At 62.1% G+C, this 20,966-nt stretch carries 16 protein-coding genes and 1 pseudogene; 7 read left to right on the forward strand and 10 right to left on the reverse strand.

Annotated elements, in window-relative coordinates; all coding sequences use genetic code 11:
- Position 1: 1 nt before the first annotated feature.
- The gene (gene istA, locus Thiofri_RS16585) at positions 2-1,531 is read right to left on the reverse strand and encodes an IS21 family transposase (protein ID WP_407702912.1); all 1,530 of its coding nucleotides are present in this window, start codon (positions 1,529-1,531) and stop codon (positions 2-4) included.
- A 99-nt stretch (positions 1,532-1,630) separates the two neighbouring features.
- Here istA and recD2 point away from each other — a divergent pair.
- Positions 1,631-3,289, forward strand: a pseudogene (recD2, locus tag Thiofri_RS16590) (SF1B family DNA helicase RecD2); the annotation flags it as partial.
- A gap of 10 nt (positions 3,290-3,299) precedes the next feature.
- On the forward strand, positions 3,300-4,016 hold the full coding sequence (locus tag Thiofri_RS16595; protein ID WP_009146842.1) for an SOS response-associated peptidase: 717 nt from the start codon (positions 3,300-3,302) through the stop codon (positions 4,014-4,016).
- A gap of 466 nt (positions 4,017-4,482) precedes the next feature.
- Here Thiofri_RS16595 and Thiofri_RS16600 read toward each other — a convergent pair whose 3' ends face one another.
- The 4 genes from Thiofri_RS16600 to Thiofri_RS16615 form a co-directional block, all read right to left on the reverse strand.
- On the reverse strand, positions 4,483-5,601 hold the full coding sequence (locus Thiofri_RS16600; RefSeq protein ID WP_009146841.1) for a TIGR02452 family protein: 1,119 nt from the start codon (positions 5,599-5,601) through the stop codon (positions 4,483-4,485).
- A 23-nt stretch (positions 5,602-5,624) separates the two neighbouring features.
- Positions 5,625-5,891 (reverse strand): TraV family lipoprotein, encoded by a 267-nt coding sequence (locus Thiofri_RS16605; protein ID WP_051023730.1) that lies wholly within the window; start codon positions 5,889-5,891, stop codon positions 5,625-5,627.
- A gap of 475 nt (positions 5,892-6,366) precedes the next feature.
- On the reverse strand, positions 6,367-6,801 hold the full coding sequence (locus Thiofri_RS16610) for a hypothetical protein (protein WP_143741728.1): 435 nt from the start codon (positions 6,799-6,801) through the stop codon (positions 6,367-6,369).
- A gap of 452 nt (positions 6,802-7,253) precedes the next feature.
- On the reverse strand, positions 7,254-8,303 hold the full coding sequence (locus Thiofri_RS16615; protein ID WP_009146840.1) for an AraC family transcriptional regulator: 1,050 nt from the start codon (positions 8,301-8,303) through the stop codon (positions 7,254-7,256).
- Positions 8,304-8,673: 370 nt separating this feature from the next.
- On the opposite strand from Thiofri_RS16615, the gene Thiofri_RS16620 reads away from it, so the two are divergent.
- The 4 genes from Thiofri_RS16620 to Thiofri_RS16635 are packed head-to-tail and all read left to right on the forward strand — an operon-like array spanning position 8,674 to position 12,578.
- Positions 8,674-9,768 carry a DUF2955 domain-containing protein gene (locus tag Thiofri_RS16620; protein ID WP_009146839.1) on the forward strand — a complete coding sequence of 365 codons (1,095 nt, stop codon included), beginning with the start codon at positions 8,674-8,676 and terminating at the stop codon, positions 9,766-9,768.
- Between the two features lie 57 nt (positions 9,769-9,825).
- Complete coding sequence (locus Thiofri_RS16625; protein ID WP_009146838.1) at positions 9,826-10,104, forward strand: hypothetical protein; 279 nt, start codon at positions 9,826-9,828, stop codon at positions 10,102-10,104.
- Positions 10,101-11,108, forward strand: coding sequence for a hypothetical protein (locus Thiofri_RS16630; protein ID WP_009146837.1), 1,008 nt, complete (start codon positions 10,101-10,103; stop codon positions 11,106-11,108). Before Thiofri_RS16625 ends, Thiofri_RS16630 begins: the two co-directional genes overlap by 4 nt.
- A 12-nt stretch (positions 11,109-11,120) precedes the next feature.
- Positions 11,121-12,578 carry an alpha/beta hydrolase gene (locus Thiofri_RS16635; RefSeq protein WP_009146836.1) on the forward strand — a complete coding sequence of 486 codons (1,458 nt, stop codon included), beginning with the start codon at positions 11,121-11,123 and terminating at the stop codon, positions 12,576-12,578.
- Positions 12,579-12,683: 105 nt separating this feature from the next.
- Here the strand turns inward: Thiofri_RS16635 and Thiofri_RS16640 are convergent, their stop codons facing one another.
- The 5 genes from Thiofri_RS16640 to Thiofri_RS16660 form a co-directional block, all read right to left on the reverse strand.
- Entirely contained in the window at positions 12,684-13,850 is a 1,167-nt protein-coding gene (locus tag Thiofri_RS16640; RefSeq protein WP_009146835.1) for a hypothetical protein, read from the reverse strand.
- A gap of 37 nt (positions 13,851-13,887) precedes the next feature.
- A complete protein-coding gene (gene gltS / locus Thiofri_RS16645; RefSeq protein ID WP_009146834.1) occupies positions 13,888-15,111 on the reverse strand; it encodes a sodium/glutamate symporter in 1,224 nt (407 codons plus the stop codon).
- Between the two features lie 36 nt (positions 15,112-15,147).
- The gene (locus Thiofri_RS16650; protein WP_009146833.1) at positions 15,148-18,255 is read right to left on the reverse strand and encodes an efflux RND transporter permease subunit; all 3,108 of its coding nucleotides are present in this window, start codon (positions 18,253-18,255) and stop codon (positions 15,148-15,150) included.
- Entirely contained in the window at positions 18,252-19,406 is a 1,155-nt protein-coding gene (locus Thiofri_RS16655) for an efflux RND transporter periplasmic adaptor subunit (protein ID WP_223296647.1), read from the reverse strand. Before Thiofri_RS16655 ends, Thiofri_RS16650 begins: the two co-directional genes overlap by 4 nt.
- A 628-nt stretch (positions 19,407-20,034) precedes the next feature.
- The gene (locus Thiofri_RS16660; protein WP_009146831.1) at positions 20,035-20,520 is read right to left on the reverse strand and encodes a P-loop NTPase family protein; all 486 of its coding nucleotides are present in this window, start codon (positions 20,518-20,520) and stop codon (positions 20,035-20,037) included.
- 71 nt (positions 20,521-20,591) lie between these two features.
- Here Thiofri_RS16660 and Thiofri_RS16665 point away from each other — a divergent pair, with 71 nt between their 5' ends.
- Positions 20,592-20,825: a hypothetical protein gene (locus Thiofri_RS16665; RefSeq protein ID WP_009146830.1), complete on the forward strand. Its 234-nt coding sequence runs from the start codon at positions 20,592-20,594 to the stop codon at positions 20,823-20,825.
- Positions 20,826-20,966: the final 141 nt, after the last annotated feature.

Consider the following 20,966-nt stretch of genomic DNA (forward strand, 5'->3'; position numbering starts at 1 on the left):
CTCAGCACACCTCCATCGCTGGGCGCTGGGAGGGCAGAAGTGCGTCATAGGCCGAGAGCGGGTGTTGAACCCCGCTTGGGAGAAAGGCCTCGGCCTCGCCGCGCTGGGCAGGATCAAAGCGCTGCTCCAGTTCGTGCAGGCTAGGGAGGCGCTCGGCCTCAATGCACCCGCGCAGATACTCGCCGAGGGCCTGCTCGCACTCGGCGCGAGCGGCCAAGGCGAGGATGCCGACGATGGCTTTGCACGCCGCGCGCGCCTCCAGGTGGGCGTCGAGATGCTGCCAGATCGCGCGGTAGGTGGCGTTCGGCAGCAAGTCATCGCGCAGTTGCGAGTAGCGGAAGGCCTGGGGTTTACGCACCAGGGTGGCGATGAGGTGGCGGTAGTCGATACAACGCGCCCGCTCGTGCTTGACGCTGTAGACGCGCGTGAGGCTCACCGCTGGGGTGGCACCGAGATAGCCCTCAATGCGATCATCAAAAATGTGCAGACGCAATCGCTCGCCGATCAGGCGCGCCGGGACGCTGTAGAGCACCCGCTTGACCTCAATGGTGCTGGAGGTCGTCACCGACACCACCTGCTCGCTGTAGTCGGTGGTGCGCCGCGCCGGTAAGGCCTGAAGCTGCGCACGCTCGATGGCCAGGGCGTCGGCGCACCGCCGGTTGAAACGACCCACCAGCGCGTCGAGCCACTGGCGATAGTCCTCCAGGGTGGGGAAGTCGCTCGATGCGCGCAGCAACAAGGCTTGGGCCATGCGCCGCTTGAGGTGCCCGTGGGGCGATTCCACAGCGCCGTTCTCGTGACTGACACCGCGGTTGTTGCGCGTGGCCGTCATGCCGTAGTGCCGGCACAAGGCGTCGTAGCGCTCAGTGAGGTCGGCGCGTGCGTCCTGCGAGAGGTTCTTGAACGCGGCCGATAAGCTGTCGGTGCGGTGCTCCAAGGGCGCTCCGCCCAGACGCCAGAGGGCCGCTTGTAATCCTTCGGCCAGGGCGCTGAACGATTCCCCGCCCAATACGACGCTGACGTGGCTCCAACCACTGAAAGGCAGGCGGAAGTGGTAGAGACGGTGCGCGAGCACCTCCCCGGCAATGGTGACGGTGATGTCCTTGAGTTCGGTGAAGTCAGAGAAGCCCTGCCGACCCGGTTCCTGCACTTGGCGGAACATGACTTCCTTGTCCGGGCCGTGCAGCGCTTTCCAAGCTTTGACTCGGCGCTGAAAGGTGCGCTTTTTGCCATTGCCAAACCGCTGTGGATACCGCTCCTGGAGATCCTCAAACAGGGTGGTGGCGTCCAGACGCGGCTGCTGCTCCAGCAGCGGCACAATGTCGCTGTCCCATACCTCGGCAAATGGGTCCTTGCGGGTTCGCCAGTGCCGCTCCTTGGGCTCTGTGACGCGCGTCCCGGCGCCATCAATGCGACGTCCGCTGCGCTCGGAAATGCCAACTTTGGCACTCGCCTGAACCTGTGTGCGACCTTGCGTTCTGCTGCTCATGTATAACCTGACCTGCTCTGCTGTGAGTCGTTTGCCCGACATTCGCCCGCCTTTGGGTTGCGAAAATGTCGGCTACCTTAGCTTTGGGAAGCGGCCAAGATAGTTGTCATCGACCGGCCAAGTTAATTGTCACTGAACAGCGAAGCGGCCATTGAGCGGGTGCGCGGCAATCCTTATCGGCTGGCGTTGGATATTCGCGGCATTGGCTTCAAAACCGCCGATCAACTCGCCGAACGGCTGGGGATCCCCCGCGACTCGCCCTTGCGCGCCCGCGCCGGCGTGCGCCATGTCCTGCAGGAAATCGCCAGCGATGGCCATTGCGCCGCCTGGCGCGAGGCGCTGTCCGAGCAAGCGGTTAAGCTGCTCGGGATCGAGGCCGCCGGTATCGAAGAGGCCATCGACTTGGAACTGTCCGCCGGGCAGTTGGTCGCGGAAACCGTCGAGGAGCGAGCGCTCCTCTTTCTGCCCGCGCTGCACCGCGCCGAAGCCGGGGTGGCCGAGTCCTTGATCCGCCTGCGCGCGGGCTCGCCACCCTGGGGGATGATCGATATCGCCCGCGCCTTGCCCTGGGTCGAAGCCCAGACCGGACTGCGCTTGGCCGACTCGCAGAAACAGGCCGTCAGCCAGGCGGTTACCGGAAAATGCGCCCTGCTGACCGGTGGTCCCGGGGTCGGCAAAACCACAGTGGTCAATTCGATCTTGCGAATTCTGCGCGCCAAAGGCGTGAAGGCCACCCTGTGCGCGCCGACCGGACGCGCGGCCAAACGGCTGTCGGAATCCACCGGCCAGGAGGCCAAAACGATTCACCGCGTGCTGGAGTTCGATCCCAAGACGCTGGACTTCAAGCACAATGCGGACAATCCGCTGGACACCGATCTGCTGGTCTGCGATGAGACCTCCATGGTCGATGTCAGTCTAATGCACAAGCTGCTCAGCGCCGTACCCTCCTCGGCCGCAGTACTCTTGGTCGGAGATGTTGACCAGTTGCCCTCGGTCGGGCCAGGCGCGGTCCTGGCCGATGCCATTGGCTCCGGGGTTTTGCCGACGGTGCGCTTGACAGAGATCTTCCGCCAGGCGCAGACCTCGCGGATTATCGTCAATGCCCACCGCATCAATGCGGGGCTGGTTCCCCAGGTCCCCAACCCACCGCCGAGCGACAGCGACTGGTATGTGATTCGCAGCGAAACCCCTGAGCAGATCCAGGAGCGGCTGGTGAAAACCCTCTGCGAGCGCATTCCCGCGCGCTTCGGGCTGGACCCGATTCGCGATGTCCAGGTACTCACCCCCATGAACCGTGGCGGACTGGGTGCGCGGGCGCTGAACGTGCTGCTGCAGCAGCGCCTCAACCCCGGCAGCCAGCCGCGCATCGAGCGCTTCGGCTGGATCTTCGCCCCAGGCGATAAGGTGATCCAGAACGTCAATAACTATGACAAGGAGGTCTTCAACGGGGACATCGGCCGAATTCTGGCCATCGACACCGAGGAAAGCGAGGTGCGCATCGCCTTCGATGAGCGCCAGGTGATTTACGAGTTCGGGGAGCTCGATGAGCTGGCGCTGGCCTATGCCACCAGTGTGCATAAGGCGCAGGGCTCGGAGTATCCGGCGGTGGTCATTCCCCTGGCGACCCAGCATTACATGCTGTTGCAGCGCAATCTGCTCTATACCGGAGTAACGCGTGGCAAGCGGCTGGTGGTGCTGATTGCGCAGCCGAAGGCGTTGGGCATGGCGGTCAGACAGACCGGCGGGCAGCGGCTGACGCGGTTGCGGCAGCGGTTGGTTGCAGCGAGCGAGGCGCGTTGAGGACAGGCCGATGTGCGGACGTTTTGCGCAATGCTTCGATGTGCAGGCGACGGCGGACTGGCTGGAGGCGCAACCGCCGGCCGAAATGCCGCCGGCGCGTTACAACCTCGCGCCCGGTAGCCGGATTCTCGCCTGCCGCACCCAAGCGGACGGTCAGCGCGAACTCGCCTTCTTGCATTGGGGTCTGCTGCCGAGTTGGGCCAAGGATCGCAAGCTCGGCTATAAGACCTTCAACGCCCGCGCGGAGACGGTGGCGGAGAAGCCGTCCTTTCGTGCGGCATTCAAACATCGGCGCTGCTTGATCCCGGCCGATGCCTTCTATGAATGGCAGACCACGCCCAACGGCAAGCAGCCCTTTGCCTTTCGGCGCCGGGATGAGCAGCCGATGATCTTTGCGGGCTTGTGGGAACAGTGGACTGATCCAAGTTCGGGTGAGCGTGTTGAGAGCGCAACCATCATTGTCACCCAGGCCAATGCCACCATCGCCGCCGTCCATGACCGCATGCCGGTGATCATTGATCGCGCGCACTGGGCTGAATGGTTAAACCCTGACAATCAGAGCAAGACGCAACTGACGGGGTTGCTGCAACCCTTTCCAGGGGAGGAGATGATCGGCTATCCCGTCACCCGGTCGGTTGGCCAGCCGCGCTTCGATGCACCGGAATGTTTGGTGCCGACAGGTCCGCTTATCTCCACGACGGTTGGACGGACTGATTCCAACCCTTAATAGCAAGGATTGGGATATTTCCGCGCGAGCCCTTGCGCGATGACGCCCGTGCCAATGTTCCTGAGCTCAGATCACAGTTTTGCAAACCGATCGCCCCGAATTGCACATGAGGACTTGACAACCGGACCGCAGCTTATAAACAGGCCCAAAGATACACACGCTCCGCGCCCCATTTCGGGTTTTAACCCTTGCACTTTATTGGAATGGGCAGCAAGAAAAAACTAAAACAGTGACTTACAGACTGAAACAATTCTGACCAATCGGAAACGACGCGCGCCGGGACAAGGGTTTAGAAGCCATCTCACAGCCTTACCCACAGGGTTATCCACAGGCATGGTGGATAAGGAGAATTTTCAAAAGGCTCTTGGGTACTTGCCGACTGTTGCTGGGGAAAACCTGAGTTTCCGCGTCGAAGTGAGGCGAGCCATCTTGGTGCACCCACCATGAGCCGGGCCGCGAGGGTGCCTCAGGCCGGCTGACCGAAGACCTCGCGAAAGGGCTCCAGGGTGGCGCGTTCAGGCGACCAGTCGGTGATGGCGAAAACGACGTCATCAAACGCGCGCGGAAAGGTCTGCTCCAGATGGGTGCGGAAGGACTCAGCGGTGCGGCGCGGATCATTGCCGAAGGCACCGCAACCCCAGGCACCGAGCACCAGGGCGTCATGGCCCATGGCATGGGCGATGGCCAGCACCCGATGGATGCGTTGGTGCAACAGATCGCCCGAGCGCGGCTGGCCGACCCGCGGTGCATAGGGTGCGGCGCAGGTCAGAAAAGACAACAGCCAGGGCGCATCCAAGGGCGTGCCGTCATCGCGGCGGAACACCGGCACCAGCGGGGAGTAGATGGCCCAGTCGGTGGAGTCGGGCAACGGGCGTTGCTGATGGGCGGCGTACATCGGATCGCCCTCCAGGGTGGCATAGAGCGCACTGGAGCGGCACAGGACTTCTTCCTGCGCGCGGGCACCGTGCAGGAAGCCGCCGCCGGGATGAATCCCGTTGGCGAAGTTGAGCGCCAGCACCGAGGTAGCGCCGGCGCGGGTCAGGCGTTCAGCGGCGGCCAGGCCAAAGTGAACCTGGTCCGGGTAGCGCTTGCAGGAGAGCACCTGTAACCGAGTGTCCCCGAGCGTCAACCCATCGGCATCGACCTCCAGGGCATGGTCGTAGTCGAGCAATTGCTCGCGCAGAATCCGGGTCGGATCGCATTCCGGGGCGATGCGATGGCGCCAGGAGGCTTCCTCGCCCCAGTTGAGCAGGGTACCCAGCAGCCGGACATAGTGCTCAGCGGTGAGTGGTTGCGGACGCAGCCCGGCGATGCTGAGCATCTGCTCGGTCTCGGCGCGATGCTCGTTGGTATGAGCGATCTCGGCCGCATTGGGCAGCATGGCGGCGATCCGGCCGAGCCGACCGGTCATCCAGCCGATCAGCATGTCGTAGGTGGCCTGGAACTCGGTGCCGCCGGAGCCGGCCAGCGCGGTGTCGGGAAACAAGAGCACCAGCAGCGGCGTACCGATCAGGGCGGCGTGCAGCAGTGGGCTTGAATACAGGGGGTTGGTTGGGTACTGCGTTTGGGTAGAGACAGTGGTCATGGGTAACTCCTTCTTGGGTTGGGTCAGGGTTTGCGCTCGGATTCGGAAGTCGAAACCTGGCGCGGTTGGATTTGCAGGGGTGTCAGCACGGTGGTTGCTGGCGTGTCGGTGGCCGAGGCGAGACTCCAGCGACGGCGAACAACCTCGGTGAAGACGTGGCTTGCGCCATGGAGATTGCCGGCGCTGTCTTCCCAGGGGGCGATCCAGATGCGAATCACTTGCGCAGGCTCGCGGGTGGGGTTGGATTCGGCGACGGGGGTTCGCGGGCGCTGTTTGGCGGACGCTGGCATCTGCGCTGACTTGCTCGGCGATGGGTCACCGCTGGGAGTGACCGCAGGTCTCTCGCGCACAACGCCCTCCCCTGCCACGATTACCGAGGTGGCTTCTTCAGAGGGGCGCGGCAATGCCGTGATGCAGCCTGAAAGCGCTGTGCTGATCAGGACGGGGACAGGGGTTGGGTCTCGCAGTCGGGCGTCGCTGCGGGCAGGTCGGACCAGGAGTGATCCCGCAACGCCGATCGGGCGGCGTGGGTTGATGGCGCGCAGCGCAGACGACGCGCGGCCTGGGCCGATTCAGCGCCGCCGAGTGGGAGTGGAATGACGTGCGCCGGGGTCCCGGTTTGCGCGAGACGATCGAGCAGTTCCTGGCAGGCCGAGCACAGCGGATCGATAAAGACCCAGGTGGGTTGCGTGTCGGTATCCAGGGAGCCGAGGCTGATGGCACCCAGATCATGCCATTACCCATAAGTCTGTCCTTACTTCCCGGTCAGAGGGTAACCAAGCTGGCCCGTTGGGTGTGCCGCCGTGGTGGGCGATGATGAAACAGCCACTTGGACCGCGTCTTAACCATGGCCGCAGGACTTATGGGTAATGGTATGGCACCCAGATCCGTGGGATTGAGCCCGAGTCGATTGAGATCGACCCGGCTGGCCAGCGCCTGCGCCTGGCGGACGGATGTCAGCTGTTCGCCATGCCACAGATCCCAGGCATCGCCGGTGAAGGCATAGCGACCGTTGCCGCTCAGAAAGGCGACCCGGTCTTGCAGTTGCAGCATCTGCACACCGCTGCCGGGCAGCTGGATTGAGGCCTCCAGCGGGGCTGACAGATCGGCGAGATCAGGCGGTAGTGGAAGCGCGGCGAGCGCCGCCGGCCCGGTCAGGGCCAAGAGAAAGGGAAGACTGGAACGAAGTGAAAGGCGCATGGGTAACCTGCATCAGTCGGGTTGCTGTGGAGACACAGCTTGCCCGGATGCAGGGTTCTGAAGCGACAGTGAAAGCTCGGTGAAATTCGGGCGATTCTTGGTTGCTCATGGAGGAAGCGGATGTTCCCTGGCAAATGGCGTCCCCGACGGCGTCGTTCTTTAACACAGCCAGCAAAGGAGGTCGGCTTGGATTACGCGTCTTACTTTAGGTTTTCCCGCCGCCGATGCTCAGAAAAATCCGCACTGACACCGCAGGATTCCGCCGCAACATTTGCTACCGAATTCATTGTTGCGCGAGCAGCGAGGCCCGCCGGATGGCAGCAGTCGGCCAACTGCGGACACTCACCCGTTCGCCGCTAGCGACCGCTAAACGCCGTTAAGCGAACCTCGATTTTGTTACCAAGCGTTCGGACCTTTCCTGAATCGCATTTTCCCACATGCGCTCCATTACACTAAGTCCTGCACGATCTCGCAACCTTGTGATTCTTGCGCCATTGGCCAGGCGTAATACCGCTCCAGCGCCGGAATGCGCGCGTGAAGGCACTCGCGTCGGCGTAGTCAAGTGTCTCGGCGATCTGGTGAACCGCCATCCGGGTGTTTTCGAGCATCTGCCGCGCGATCTCGAAGCGGCCCTCGTCCAGGAGTTCCTGAAAGCTCGTGCCGCGAGCATTCAAGCGACGGCTGAGCGTGCGGCTGTGTATCGAGAAGAGCTTCGCGACCTGGTTCGATCTAGCCTGATCCATCAGCAGTGACGTCCGCAACACGCGCCGCACCTGCCCAGGCAAGTCGTCGCCGTATCTGACCTCGAGCGCTTCGATCTGCTTCTGCGGCAAACGAAGCAGGTCGGGATCGGTTCCAGACAAACGCTGAGTCAACCATCGGGCCGGGAACACCACCGCGTTCCGCGCAGTGTCGAAGAACAACGGAGCCCCGAAGAAACTGCGGAACGGCCGGATACCGTCGGGCTCGCGGTGAGCAAAGCGGACTTCTGATGGCTTCCATGCCGGGCCGCACAGCGTGCGCAAGATGTTGACCATGGCGGCCACTGCACCATCCCCGATCTGATCGGTGGCCACTGCGCCAGGTTCATAGATCTCGTAACTCAGAATCGCCAGGTCGCCGTCCACCTCCAGGTTCACCACGGCGCCGCGGACGTGCAGATGCAAAAACCGCACGAGGCTGCGTAAGGCCGTCCCCACGTCTGGCGAGTATTTCACCAGCAGGCCCATCAACCCCAGGGAATGCAGACCGGCCTGCTGGCCGACCAGCAGCCCCAGATGCTGGCAGTCGGTGCTGTCAACACAGTGCGCCAACAGACGGCTACGCGCCGCGTAGGAAATCCGATTATCAGGGTTGTCGAACAGGCCGAGGTCGAACCCCGCCTCGGCCAGCACCTCCTCCGGGTTTGCACCCAGGCTCCGGAGCACCGCTGGAAGTGCCATGGTGGCGCCGATACGAAGCTCAGTCTCCGCATGGGTGGGTTCTGTTGGTCGTCGGGTCATGGGGACCGGGTGTCAACTATTGGATCGTGTTTGCCATCATAGGCGGGCCTCTCAAGAAAAGTCTATCCGATGTCTTGATATGTCAATTTTTGCTGCAGATACCGTGATAAAGTGGCATTCCAGCGTCGGCAGGCATTGGTGACGTCCTCTGGATCCCGAGAAGATCATCTTTGAAGACTATGCGTCCAAGCAGACGCGATAGCGTCGGCTAATAGGCCGGGTTCGCACGAACCTCAGAAACGACAGTTACAATCAACAAGATGCGCGATCTATTGCTGTTCGTAAACAATTTTTATGTGATCGCTCGCTTCGTTCGGCACGTCTTTGTGTTCCTGCGTCTGATCCTGATGCTGTTAGGGCTGGCTCTCCTATGCCTACTGAGCCGCCGACTGAGTTCAGGCTCCCTGAGCCGGCGGACGACCAGGCCAGCGCGCGGCGCACCTGGGATCGCCGCGCGCTCCGGCTCGGCCTCGGCATGACCCTCACCTTCGTCATCGCGCTCGCCTACGACTGGACGCTGGCCTATCTGGCGCCCATCTTCACCGCGCCCTTGTTGCAAGCGCCGAGGGCGCCGACCCCGCGCGCGGCGGTCGGCATCCTCCTGGTGACGTTCCTGATCATGGCCCTGTGCCTGGTGGCGGGAGGCGTGTCGCAAGCCTACCCAGCGCTCTTTCTGATCGCGCTCTTCCCCGCGTTGTTCTGGACCTTCCGCTCCGGTCTGCGCGGTGGCTCGTCCCTGGTGATGATCCTGCTGCTGGTCGGGCTGATGCTGGTGCCGATGGTCGCGAACACCACGGTGGAGATCACGCGGGATGTCGCCGGCTCGTTCGTCGGCAACATCGGCATCTCGTTGGCGGTGACGCTGCTCCTCTTCGCCCTGATTCCGCCACTGCCGACCGAGCCGGCGCCGGCTCCGAAGCCGGTCTTGCCGGCTGCCGAGGTAACCCGGCGTGCCTGGATTCTGACAGCAATCACCGGCTCCTACGCGGTCGCCTACTTCAGCTTCGGCTGGACCAACGTCCACACACCCATTTACATCGCCATCTATGCCTTCAGCGCCAACCTTGCTCGCGGCCTCACGGTCACCAAGGGCATTCTCGCGGCCAATGTCGCGGCGGGTCTGCTAACCTTGGTCATGTACCAGCTCACCGTCATGGCACCGCACTTTCCGTTCGTAGCGACGATGACACTGGCCGTCGGGCTGGTCCTCGCCCGCATGATTACGTCCGATGCGCCATGGGCGCCGCTGGCCGGATTTGCGCTGAGCGTGGTGATGATCCTCTACGGCGAATCGATCATCCCCTTCAGCGACGCAGGCGGCGCCAACTTCGCCGATCGCTTGGGCGAAATCGGCATGGCGGCGATCTACGCCATCGCGGCGCTCTGCGTCTTGGCTGCGTATTTCCCCCAGAAACAGGCGGGGTTCGGGATACTGCCAGACCCAAGCGGCCAACATCCGCGATGATGCAGGCGTCGTTCCGCCAACACACGCACAGGATTCAAAAATAACCCGGAGCACAATATGACCGAGATTTCCCATCAAGACGGCGTGATCGTTACCATTCTTGAGCGGTTCGAGCAGTTCCGGCTGCCGCGGGCGCTCGACATCAAGGCTAAGGTCGAGCGCGGCGAGCGACTCGACGATACCGATCTTGCGCATCTCAACGAGGTGATGCGGGACGCCGAGCAGATCAAGGGTTTCATGGACAAGCGACCGGATCTCCAGTCGCTCTATACGCGCGCCGTGGATCTCTACCAGGGGATTACCCGCAAGGCGCTCGAGAACGAGCAGTCAGTGTGAAACTGTTTCAGTCGATTTTCGGCGGTGGAGAGAAGATCGGGGCCTATCCCGAGTCACTGATTAAAATGGCGACGGAGCGTGCCGTAGACGGCACCGATTCGCGGCTGCGGTTGCTGCCGGGCTATGCCAAGCGCCTGCGCAAGCCCGTCATCCGGGCCATCGACCACGTGGTTGCGTTGGTGGAGGGGATACCGGCGCCGGTGGCGGCGACTCGCAACAGCTATAGCGCCGAACCGCGCCTGGCGGCATTGTTTTCCTCTGCTCCGGAGATGCTGAACATCTTCAGCAGGGACCCGAAGCTGGCAGCATTTCTGTCGGGCCTAGGCGGGGGTGCGGTTCCCCGCGTAACGGCGCTGCTCTTGGCGGAGCGAATGGAGAAGCGCACCCTCGGCATGGATTTGGTCGGCGACCAGGTTCGGCACGATGTGCAGCAGACCGTCGTCAATTTCAACGAACACCGGATAGTCGACCCCAACACTAGCGAAGCGGACATGCGCCGCCAGCTCATGCGTCGCGCCTTCGACCATCTGCTCAGCCTGGCGCTGAGTCGAATCGCCGAGGCGCGCGTGGAGCGCGCTGACCTCACGCGCCAGCGCGATCTGCTGCGTCGCAAGCTGACGACGCTTGAACGCGGCGGCTGGGGCTTCGATGCGCAAGAGGGCGAGCACCCTGATCCCGCCACACTGATGACCGAGTTGGACGCCATTACAGCTCAGTTGGGTAGCATCGGCTCGGACGCTGGCGTCCTGCGAGCGCATCTAGATATCGTGGCTGAATTCCTTGGTGAAGCCGACGGTCAGCTGCTAACGGACGAGATCACCCTCTATCTGGATCCGATGAACATCCAACGCGATGCACGGGACCCATCTGCTCGCCGGATCGTCTTGCAGGAGCTGCGCAATGCCCAGGGCCGCACCGCCGTCATGCTACCCATTGCAATCGCCCCGACGGAGCTGCCGCCGCGCGAGGATTTTGTCACAGCGGCGCAGCGCTATCTTTACTGAAGGCCGACTGACATGAACTCTCTCATCACGGCATTTTTCGACGTTTTCCTCAGGGCTCGCTCGGGCGGTACCAACGATGACGCTTGCATTGAAGCGCAGGTACGAGGACCGATATCGAAGCAGCTCGCCAAGACCGTCGTCACGGCGCTTGCCGTCCTCCTGGTCGGCGGCTGTGCCACCAGCGCGCGTCAACTTATGCCGACGCCGACCCTCTACCAATTTCCAGGCGGGCAACCGGTGTTCGATCGGATCGCGCAGTCCCGACAGACCCCGGACCTGGATCTGCTGTTCATCACCGACCGCGCCCCGCCGACGCCCGAGGAGCTTGAGGCGCACGCCAAGGGCGCGGGGCCGTTGCTTTATGGCCAAGAACGTGCCCGGCACATCGCCTTTGGCTCTGCCCAGGTGCGCATCACGCCGGCGCTGGACTGGAACACCTTGCGCGAGCAGAGCCAGCTTGCCGAGCGTACCCGAGAAGTCAATCTTGAGCTGAGCCAGGTGCGGCAATTGGGCGTGTTTCCCGAAGAGCCCTACCGGATCTATCGGGAGGACGATGGCAGGGTGGTCCGCGACCGTGCCGAACTTGCGCGCCACTTCGAGGCCAAGGCCGAGCTGGAGCAAGAGGTCGAGCGGCGCCTCGGGCAGGCCCCAAAGAAGGAGGTCTTGCTCTACGTTCACGGATTCAATGAGACCTTTGCCACCGCCGCCTTCACCGCCGCAGAGCTGTGTCACTTCCTCGGCCGCGAGCAGGTCTGCGCCTTCTTCACCTGGCCGGCGTCGAGCACCGGCAATTTCCTGACTTCCTACACCGCCACCACCGAGTCCGCCGACTACGCGGTCGCGCATCTCAAGAAGACCATCCGCATACTCGCGAATACCCCCGGCGTCGAGCGCCTGCAGCTGCTCGCGCACAGCCGGGGCACGGCCTTGACGCTGCGGGCGGTCCAAGAGTTGGCGCTGGAGGCCATCGCCGCCGGCAAAGAGCCAAGAGACCAATACAAGATCGACAATCTGGTCCTGCTGTCACCAGACATCGACGTGGACATCGCCGGTCAGCAGATCACCAGCTTTCTCTCCGACCCGGAGCTGACGACGGTCTGGCCGGAGGGGCGACTGCCGCGCGTTCTCCAAGGCCGCTTGACCATCTACGCCTCGCCCGAGGATCGTGCCCTGCTGGTCTCTCGTATCCTGTTCCGCAGCCGTAACCGGGTTGGGCAGCTGCGCCCGGAGGACATCCCGGACAAGGCCCAACGTTATTTCGAAGCGGTCGGGCGCATCGACCTTATCACCTACGACGGCAAGCGCACGGACCTGTTCGGCCACTCCTACTTCACCACCAATCCGCAGGTCAGCTCCGACCTGATCCAGTTGATTCGTTACGGCAAACAGTTGGGCGAGCCGGGCCGGGAACTGATCAAGACCAGTCGGGTCACCTGGGAGTTTCCGGTGGACGGTGACCCTGGACACTAGCCATCACGCCCTCTCTCACTGAAACAATGTACGAAAACCTGTCCATCCTCGCCGCCTTCGTCTTTACCTGACGGATTCCGTCAACATAAACTCCCTGCTTGGAACTCATGCGCCGCGTCGATCAACGCAACCCAATCCGGCTTCGTCAAACCGGCTAATAAGCGTCGATTTTCGAGCATGCTTTTCCCGCAGCCGCTGAATGCGAGCGGTCAAGGCGTCGAGCGAGCCATCGGCGGTCGCGAGATCGCGCAGATCCTTAAGATGATCGACCGCTTCCTTGTAGGCCCATGCCTGACGGTGGCCGATTAGGTCATCGACTTTGCGCCACAGCGCTTCTTCGTGACCGCGCAGTGAATGCAGATGGCGCTTGCGGGCTGCGGCGGCCTCGGTCGCACGGCGAGCCTGCTCGGCGGCCTGTGCGGCCGCTTCGCGTGCCTGACGCTCGCGTGTGAGCGTTTCGGCGCGATCGAGCAGCTCAGCGACTGTCCGGGGTACATTCGACGCTTCTCCAGCATCGACCGGATTCAACTCCCGGTCGATCCGCTGTCGCAACCTCGCGAGGCGGTGCGCTGAGTCGTCGAGGATGAGCTCGGTCAGCAAGGCATCTTTCTCGGCGTCCGAGCGTTCGGCCACCCAGCCCGCGATCTCGGCCGAGCCTATCTCGCGCAATTGAAGCGGAGCACTGGACTCTGCGGCGGCAACGATCAGATCGTCGGGGATACGCAGAAACTCCGCCAAGGCGCGATGCGTGGCATCCAGCTCGCCCAGTCCCGGCGGAACAGGCGGCTCGGTAGAGGCGTCATCCAGTTGCTCGGCCCAGAGCTGCGCCAGCCAGCCGAGATAGAGGCTGCGACGTTCACCTCGCATCAGCCCGGAGCGCACACCAATCAAGGATGAGAGCCAAGCACTACCCTCCTCCCAATCCGGTTCTTCCGTCTCGGATCTGAAAGAGAGCACGAGATGCTCGGCTGTCTGCCAGCCCTCCATGCCATCTTCGAGCAAATAGTCGTTCACATCCGTCAGGCTCATGCACTCAACGGGCAAGCGCAGCATCAGCCAGTGCGTGCCCCAGTTCGCTACATGGAGGAAGGCGTCGAAATACTGCTCCACCCAACGCCTCGGGCTGCCCTTGAAATCGCCCCACTGATACTCGTTCCAGAAACGGGTGGGCGTGATCTCGGCGCGCGACGACCAGCGCCGCAGTTCCGTCATCTCATCGGCGGTCAAGGGGCGATCGATTGTTTGGAATTCGAAGTATTGGTACTCGCTCATAGGGGTTGAAATGGGTTGCCACCCGAGGTGCCTGTGCTCAAAAAGCCCCCAGGGAAAACGGGATCAGCAGCGCATTGATCAGGTCAATGAAAAAGGCGCACACCAGCGGCACGATGATGAAAGCCAGATGCGAAGCGCCGTAACGCTGGGTCACTGCGGCCATGTTGGCCATGGCGGTCGGCGTGGAGCCGAGCGAGATACCGCCGAAACCGGAGCAGATCACGGCGGCGTCGTAGTTGCGCCCCATGACGCGGAAGACGATAAAAATGTTGACCAGCACCGCGAGCACGAACTGCGCGGTCAGTATGGCGATGATGGGGCCGGCGAGTTCCACCAGCGTCCAGAGCTGCATGCTCATCAGCGACATCGCAAGAAAGGTGCCCAGCGAAATATCGGCAATCAGAGCGATCGCCGGGGTGCGAGTCGGCCAGCGGCGCCCGCTAATGCGCGGAAAGTTTTTGGGCACCAGATTGGTCAGCAGGATTCCGGCGAACAGGCAGGTGACAAAGGTTGGCAATTGCAGACCCCAGGTCTCAACCAAGCGGTTCAGCAGCAGACCGACGATAATGCTGATATGAATCGCCAGGATGGCATCCAGAAAATCGAGATAGGTCAAACTCGGCGCCTGTTCTTCCGACGAGACGCCAACGTCCTGCTCCGGATGCCCGGCTGGCTCCAGCGCGTGGCGATGGATCAGAAACTTGGCGATCGGCCCGCCCATCAGACTCGCCAGAATCAGCCCGAAGGTGGCGCAGGCGATGCCGATTTCCATCGCATTGGCAATGCCATAATCCTCGGCGATTCGCGGCGCCCAGGCGATGGCAGTGCCATGACCGCCGATCAGCGAGACCGTTCCGCCCAGCAATCCCACGGGCGCGGGGAGTCCGAACAGAGCCGCGACCGAAATGCCAGTCAAGTTCTGCAACGCCATATAAATGATGGTGATGGCCAGCAGAATGATCAGCGGTCGCCCGCCGGCACGAAGATCAGACAGGCTGGCGTTGATGCCAATGGTGGTAAAGAAGTACACCAGCAGCAGATCGCGTGCCGCCAGATCGAACTCCACCGCCACACCGCTGGCCCAGTACAGCAGCCCAAACAGCAACGAGAGTAGCAAGCCGCCGGTGACGGGTTCGGGAATGCTGAATTCCCGCAGCGGGCGCCAGGTCTCGTTCAACCGTTTGCCAAGAAAAAGCACGATAATGCCCAAGGTCACGGCCAGAAAGGGGCTAATGTCTAGGATGCCGTCCGCGAATTCCATGATGAGATGACCTCGCCGTATCGTCTGATTGGTGGTTTAGCCTACATGGGACCCAGGGTCTGGACGCTCTGCCACGGATTCGGAGTGGCTACCGGCCGCCCCCGCCACCTTTGGTGAGGGAATGCGAAACAGCATCGCGTACAGCGTCGGAACCACCAGCAGGGTCAACACGGTTGCGAAGCCCAGACCGGCCATCATGGTGATGGCCATGTTGACGAAAAAGACATCCGGCAGCAGCGGAATCAGTCCCAGAATAGTCGTGGCTGCGGCCAGCACCACCGGGCGCATGCGACTCACGCCCGAGTCCAGAATGGCTGTCTCAGGCGGCTTGCCCGTCTCGATTTGCTGGTCGATTTCCTCGATCAGCACGATGGCGTTTTTGATCAGCAGGCCGACCAGAGAGAGCGCGCCCAGCATGGACATAAAGTCAAAGGCCGCGTTGGTGCCCAGCAGTCCGGCGGTGATGCCGACAATCGCCAGCGGCACCGTGAGCCAGATGATCAGCGGCTGGCGCAGCTTGCCGAACAGCAGAATGCTGACCAGCACCATGGCCAAGAAAGACGGCGGCAGCGCGCCGAACAGCGACGCCTGCGCCCGACTTTGATCCTCGAACTCGCCGCCCCAGGACAGGCTGTAGCCCGGCGGCAGCTCAATGGCATCAATCTGCGGGCGCAGCGCCTCGAACAAAGGCCCGGCCAGCTCGCCGGTTGGATTGCAGGAGGCGATGATAGTTTGCGTGCGATCACGCCCGCCGATGACCTGGTTTTCCCACTTTGTTTCAAAGCGATCAACCACCTGGGAGACCGGCACCGAGCGTTGCAGCATCGGACTCCAGACCTGGATGTCCTGGATCAGGGTGACATCGAGACGCTCTTTTTCCGGCGCGCGCATCAGAATCGGCAGCAGCCGTTCGCCATCGCGATAGACCCCGACCTGCACGCCATCGAAAGCATATTGCAATGCGCCGGCGAGATCCTCGCGGCTAATGCCAAGCTGGCGACCGACCTGCTCATTGAAGACGGGCCGAATCACCTTGACCGGCTCGCGCCAGTCGTCGCGAACTTCCTTGGTGCCGGGCTCGGCGCGCATGATCGCCTTGGCCTGCGCGGCGAGTTCGCGCAACACGGTCGGATCGGGTCCATGAAAGCGCGCTTCGATCTTGCTGTCGCGCCCGGGGCCGATCATCAGGCTTTTGATGATCGGGTCGGTCCAGTAAAGCTCATCACGCAGAAAGGTATTGACCTGGTTCCAGACCGCGTCGATCCGCTCGCGACTGTCGGTACGCACGATGATCTGCGCATAAGCGGAACTCGCATCTTTGGAGTCATAGACCAGGGTAAAACGCTGATGCGGCCCGCCAATGACGGTCGCCGTCTGCTCGACGCCCTCTAGCCCGCGCAGAAACTCGGACACGCGCAAAGCATCCTCGCGTGTTTTGCGAATGTCGGTGCCTTCCGGCTCCCACAGATCGACGAAGAATAGCGGCGTATTGGATGGCGGGAAAAACGCCTGCTTGACGAAGCCGAAGCCCCAGAGCGACAGCACAAAGAGCCCGATCACGGCACCCAGCGTCAGCCAGCGCCAGCGCAGGACCCCGGCCAGCAGACCACGATAGACGCGAAACGGCAGCGCGCCATAGGCATCCTCCTGGTCGCCGCCACCGCCGGGCTTGAGCAAGAGCGCGCACAGCAGCGGCGTGGTGCTGATGGCGGTAATCCAGGACAGGCTGAGCGCGATCAGGATGACATAGAACATGGAGCCGGCGAACTCGCCGGTGCTGTCCTGCGAGAAGCCAATGCCGGAAAAGGCCAGAATGCCGATCAGGGTGCCGCCGAGCAACGCCCACATGGTCTTGCCGACCGTTTCGCGCGCCGCTGCCGGCGCTTGCATGCCGGCGTTCATGCGCACCAGCATGCCCTCAGCAACCACGATGGCGTTATCCACCAGCATCCCCAGGGCGATGACCAGGGCACCAAGCGAAATGCGCTGCAACTCAATGCCGTAGATGGCCATGATGAACAGGGTGCCGGCGACCGTAATCAGCAGCGCGGCACCGATGATGAAGCCAACGCGCACGCCCATGAACAACAGCAGCACCACCAGCACGATCACCACGGCCTGGGCGACACTTACAATGAAGCTGGTCACCGAAGTCTCGACTTCCTTCGGCTGATCGTAAACGGCTTGCAGCTCCATCCCGATGGGAATCTCCGTCTGCAACTCGGCCAGGCGCCGATCCACCTGGCTTCCGACCTCGACCACATTCGCGCCCGCCTGGGCGGAAATGCCCAGCATCAGCGCCGGGTGGCCATCGGCGTAATAATATTTTGCCGACACCGCCTCATAGGCCCGCTGGATCTCGGCAATGTCGCCGAGGCGGACAAGCTTTTTTGAGTCCGAGCTGACCAGCACATCGGCGATGGACTGCACTGAGCTGGATTCACCTGTTGGCCAGATGCGTAAATATTCATCGCCAACCTGAACATTGCCGGCATCGGCCACAACATTCTGGGACTTGAGCACCTGTGCGATACGATCAAGCGGGATGCCCAGCTCACCGAGGCGCGCGCGGGAGATCTCCAGATAGGCAACTTCCGACTGTTTGCCGTCGATGACGATCTTGCGCACGCCGGGCACAAGTACCAGTTGTTTTTTCAGGAAATCCGCCGTATCCCAGAGATCGCGCCAGCTATAGCCCTCGCCACTCAGACTGAGATAGATGCCATAGACATCGGCGAAGCTGTCGATCACCACCGGCGCTTGGGCGCCGGGTGGCAATTTGTATTGCATGTCGGCGATCTTGCGCCGCAGTTCGTCGTAGATGTTCGGAAAGTCCGCCGCGCGGTACTTGTCCTGAAACTCGACTGTGATGTCGGAAAAGCCGGGCCGGGAGACGGAACGCTTGATCCCCTTGACCTGCTCCATCAGTTGCAGGGCTTCTTCGATGTGGTAGGTCACCTCATCCTGGACCTGCTGGGCCGAAGCGCCGGGATAAAAGGTCACCACCTTGGCCAGCTTGACGGTAAAGGCCGGGTCTTCCAGCTTACCCATGCCCTGGAAGCCCCAAATGCCGCCGCCGACCAGGATAATGACCAACAGCCAGGAGACAACCGGATTACGAACCGAATATTCGCCGATATTCATTGGGTCGGCGCCTCTTCAGGGCGCGGCGCGGCTTCCTCGCGCTCGGGCAGCAGACGCACTTTCATCCCCTCGGCCAGTTGACCCACGCCGGCCACCACGACCCGAGTGCCGGGTTCGAGTCCGCCCACGATCTCGATCAACCCACCGCGCAGCGCCCCGACCTGGACCGGATTGCGCCGTACTGTCATGTTGGTCTCATCGACGACCCAGACAAAAGGCCCAAGCGCCTCATCCGCCGTTACGGCGGACGCCGGCAACAGCTGCACTGGGGCGGCGGCCGCGACGCCGCTCAAATCGGCGGTGACAGTGGCAGTCATGCCCGGCAACACCCGGAAGGCCTTGGGCGCCGGCATGGTAAAGGTGACCTCGAAAGTTTGGGTCTGGGGATCGGCGCGCGTGCCGATCTCACTCAGGGTCAGGTCGAAGCGTTCGCCGGGGCGACTGTCGAGTTCGGCGAACACCGGCACGCGCCCCGGCTCCATCCGGCCGGTCTGCGACGGGCGCAAACCCAGAATGACGGTCTCCGGCACATCGATTTTGACCTCCAGCACGCCCGTGTCATGCAGCGCCAGCACCGGCTGTTTGGCTTGCACCTCCTCGAAACGCTGCACATAGCGCGCGGCTACGGTGCCGGCAAAGGATGCCGTCAGCTTGGTATAGTCCAGATCCTGCTGTGCCCGCGCGAGCCCGGCCTCAGCGTTCTTGAACTCCGCCTCCTTGGCGTCGAAGTCGGTACGGGAAATAAAGCCATCCTTCTCCAACTCCGTGGCGCGCTCAAAGTCCTTGCGGGCGCGCTCGAAACTCGCCTGCGCGTCCTTGAGCGTGATGTCGTAGTCGGTTGGATCGAGCGCTGCCAGTAGCTGTCCTGGCTCGACCTGATCGCCCTCCTTGACCGGCAACTCGGCAATGGTGCCCGGCACCCGAAACGCCAGCTCGGCCTTGTTCATCGCATCAATGCGTGCCGGGAACTGACGAACACCAGCCCCCTCCCCGTCCGCTCCGGCGACCACCAGCGTTTTGACTGGGCGCGGTCCTGTCAGGGGCGGCGGCTCTTCACCGCCCGAGCAAGCGCCCAGCAGCCCAGCGAAAACCAACGAGAGTAGCGGAATAGAAAACGCACGCATGCGGTGCGTGGAAGCAACGGATACCATGATCGTCATCTCATACGATGTAGCCAAGCGGGGATAGCCGGAGCTTAGCATCATGGTGTGATCCGCGCGAGCATGAATCCCGCGCCCCGCATTGGATGTGTTTCGACATAGTTGAAAGACCACTAGGCTGAGTTTGGTTAAGGCAATTTCTTCGGCCTCTTGGTTGCGAATGTCCTGAATGATGCTCCGCTCGTTCAGACCAACGCTGTTCACACAGCATTTCCCCTCTCGTCAGATAATAGAATCCGGTATAGCACACCCTTCGCCCAAGACATCCTATGAGTTTCTGTGTCGCTGCGAGCGACCGGCTTGAGGGCACACACGAATTCCGGCAGGTCGAACTCAGTTGCGGCTCATCGCCGAAGACCAGTACCACCTATTCACGGCTTTAGCGTCCGGATTTCGGACAAACTGGACGCTGCCGGCGTTGCATTGACTGACAGCATTGGGTCGTTAACCGCCCCACCACCTATCTGAAGAAGCCCCTCGGCGATCACGCAGTCAGTCTGCGGTAGGCCAAAAAGTAAATTACTGGATAGGGATCTCAGTGCTTAGCCCAACCACAAATAGGTAATGATCTTTTCCGCAGATAGTAATCGTCGTGCGGAGGCGCTCAAGCACGCGGCGCTTAAACACCGACGTAGTCGGCAGGATCCTGCAACTCGCGCTTCTTGCCGCGAAAGCTGTTGTACAGCTGCCGATGCCGCGCGAGTCCATACTCATCCTCCCGTGTCTCATAGGCGCGAACCCAGTCGATCAGGTTGTCCAGGTTCTCGTTCTGCGCTTCTGGAGAGGGAAATTTCTCTGGTTCCCACGGGCGTGCGCGACAATGCGCGACACAGACCTCGATACCGGGGTTAAGGAAAATCAGTTCCTCGCATTCAGCCAGGATGGACTCGAGAATATCGGCGTAGCAGCCTTCGATGATCCAGCTCTCATGTGCGGCGATAAAATGCCGCACGGCGGCAATGCTGTCCGCAAGCGGACGTCGTGTCGGGCCACCCGCGAAGGCGACGGTATCGAGCGACAGGCAAGCAGCCGGCTCGCGGGCGAGTAGTTTCCTGGAGAAGGTGCTCTTGCCGGAACCGGCATTACCCAGAAGAATCACTTTCACGGTTGTCCTCAACAGGTATGGTCCGCGCGACAGTGGCGCTGAGGGCGTCTCGTCGGCATCGGGAAGCAATTATGGCGGTTATCCTCTGGCTTATCATCGCCGCCTGGTCCTTTCACTGCATGGATCTGTTTTCCAGTGATTGGCTCAGGGGCGCCTTTTGTCCAATTCTGTTCGGAATAGCCATCTTTGTGCTGCTGGTCAAGCTCGTCTCCCGCTTGGGGCCGGGAGCTGGCGACGGATTCGGCGGCGATGGCGGCGATTGGTTCGACGGCGGCGGTGACGGGGGCGATGGCGGCGGTGATTGAGCACTGCGGCGAACTGACAGAATCGCCCTCACAATACTGGCCATTGCTCTGGGGCGCGATGGTGAGGACGTTATCTCCAGACCCCAAGCCATCGAAGAAGAAGCACTGATCATGATGATCTGCCCAGCACAGTCCGCTGCT

The organism is Thiorhodovibrio frisius (genome assembly GCF_033954835.1).
Classification (GTDB): domain Bacteria; phylum Pseudomonadota; class Gammaproteobacteria; order Chromatiales; family Chromatiaceae; genus Thiorhodovibrio; species Thiorhodovibrio frisius.

Coding starts and splice junctions, on each gene's coding strand:
- istA (WP_407702912.1), bottom strand. CDS start 1,531: ATGTCGGGCAAACGACTCACAGCAGAGCAGGTCAGGTTATACATGAGC.
- Thiofri_RS16595 (WP_009146842.1), top strand. CDS start 3,300: ATGTGCGGACGTTTTGCGCAATGCTTCGATGTGCAGGCGACGGCGGAC.
- Thiofri_RS16600 (WP_009146841.1), bottom strand. CDS start 5,601: ATGACCACTGTCTCTACCCAAACGCAGTACCCAACCAACCCCCTGTAT.
- Thiofri_RS16605 (WP_051023730.1), bottom strand. CDS start 5,891: ATGCCAGCGTCCGCCAAACAGCGCCCGCGAACCCCCGTCGCCGAATCC.
- Thiofri_RS16610 (WP_143741728.1), bottom strand. CDS start 6,801: ATGCGCCTTTCACTTCGTTCCAGTCTTCCCTTTCTCTTGGCCCTGACC.
- Thiofri_RS16615 (WP_009146840.1), bottom strand. CDS start 8,303: ATGACCCGACGACCAACAGAACCCACCCATGCGGAGACTGAGCTTCGT.
- Thiofri_RS16620 (WP_009146839.1), top strand. CDS start 8,674: ATGCCTACTGAGCCGCCGACTGAGTTCAGGCTCCCTGAGCCGGCGGAC.
- Thiofri_RS16625 (WP_009146838.1), top strand. CDS start 9,826: ATGACCGAGATTTCCCATCAAGACGGCGTGATCGTTACCATTCTTGAG.
- Thiofri_RS16635 (WP_009146836.1), top strand. CDS start 11,121: ATGAACTCTCTCATCACGGCATTTTTCGACGTTTTCCTCAGGGCTCGC.
- Thiofri_RS16640 (WP_009146835.1), bottom strand. CDS start 13,850: ATGAGCGAGTACCAATACTTCGAATTCCAAACAATCGATCGCCCCTTG.
- gltS (WP_009146834.1), bottom strand. CDS start 15,111: ATGGAATTCGCGGACGGCATCCTAGACATTAGCCCCTTTCTGGCCGTG.
- Thiofri_RS16650 (WP_009146833.1), bottom strand. CDS start 18,255: ATGAATATCGGCGAATATTCGGTTCGTAATCCGGTTGTCTCCTGGCTG.
- Thiofri_RS16655 (WP_223296647.1), bottom strand. CDS start 19,406: ATGGTATCCGTTGCTTCCACGCACCGCATGCGTGCGTTTTCTATTCCG.
- Thiofri_RS16665 (WP_009146830.1), top strand. CDS start 20,592: ATGGCGGTTATCCTCTGGCTTATCATCGCCGCCTGGTCCTTTCACTGC.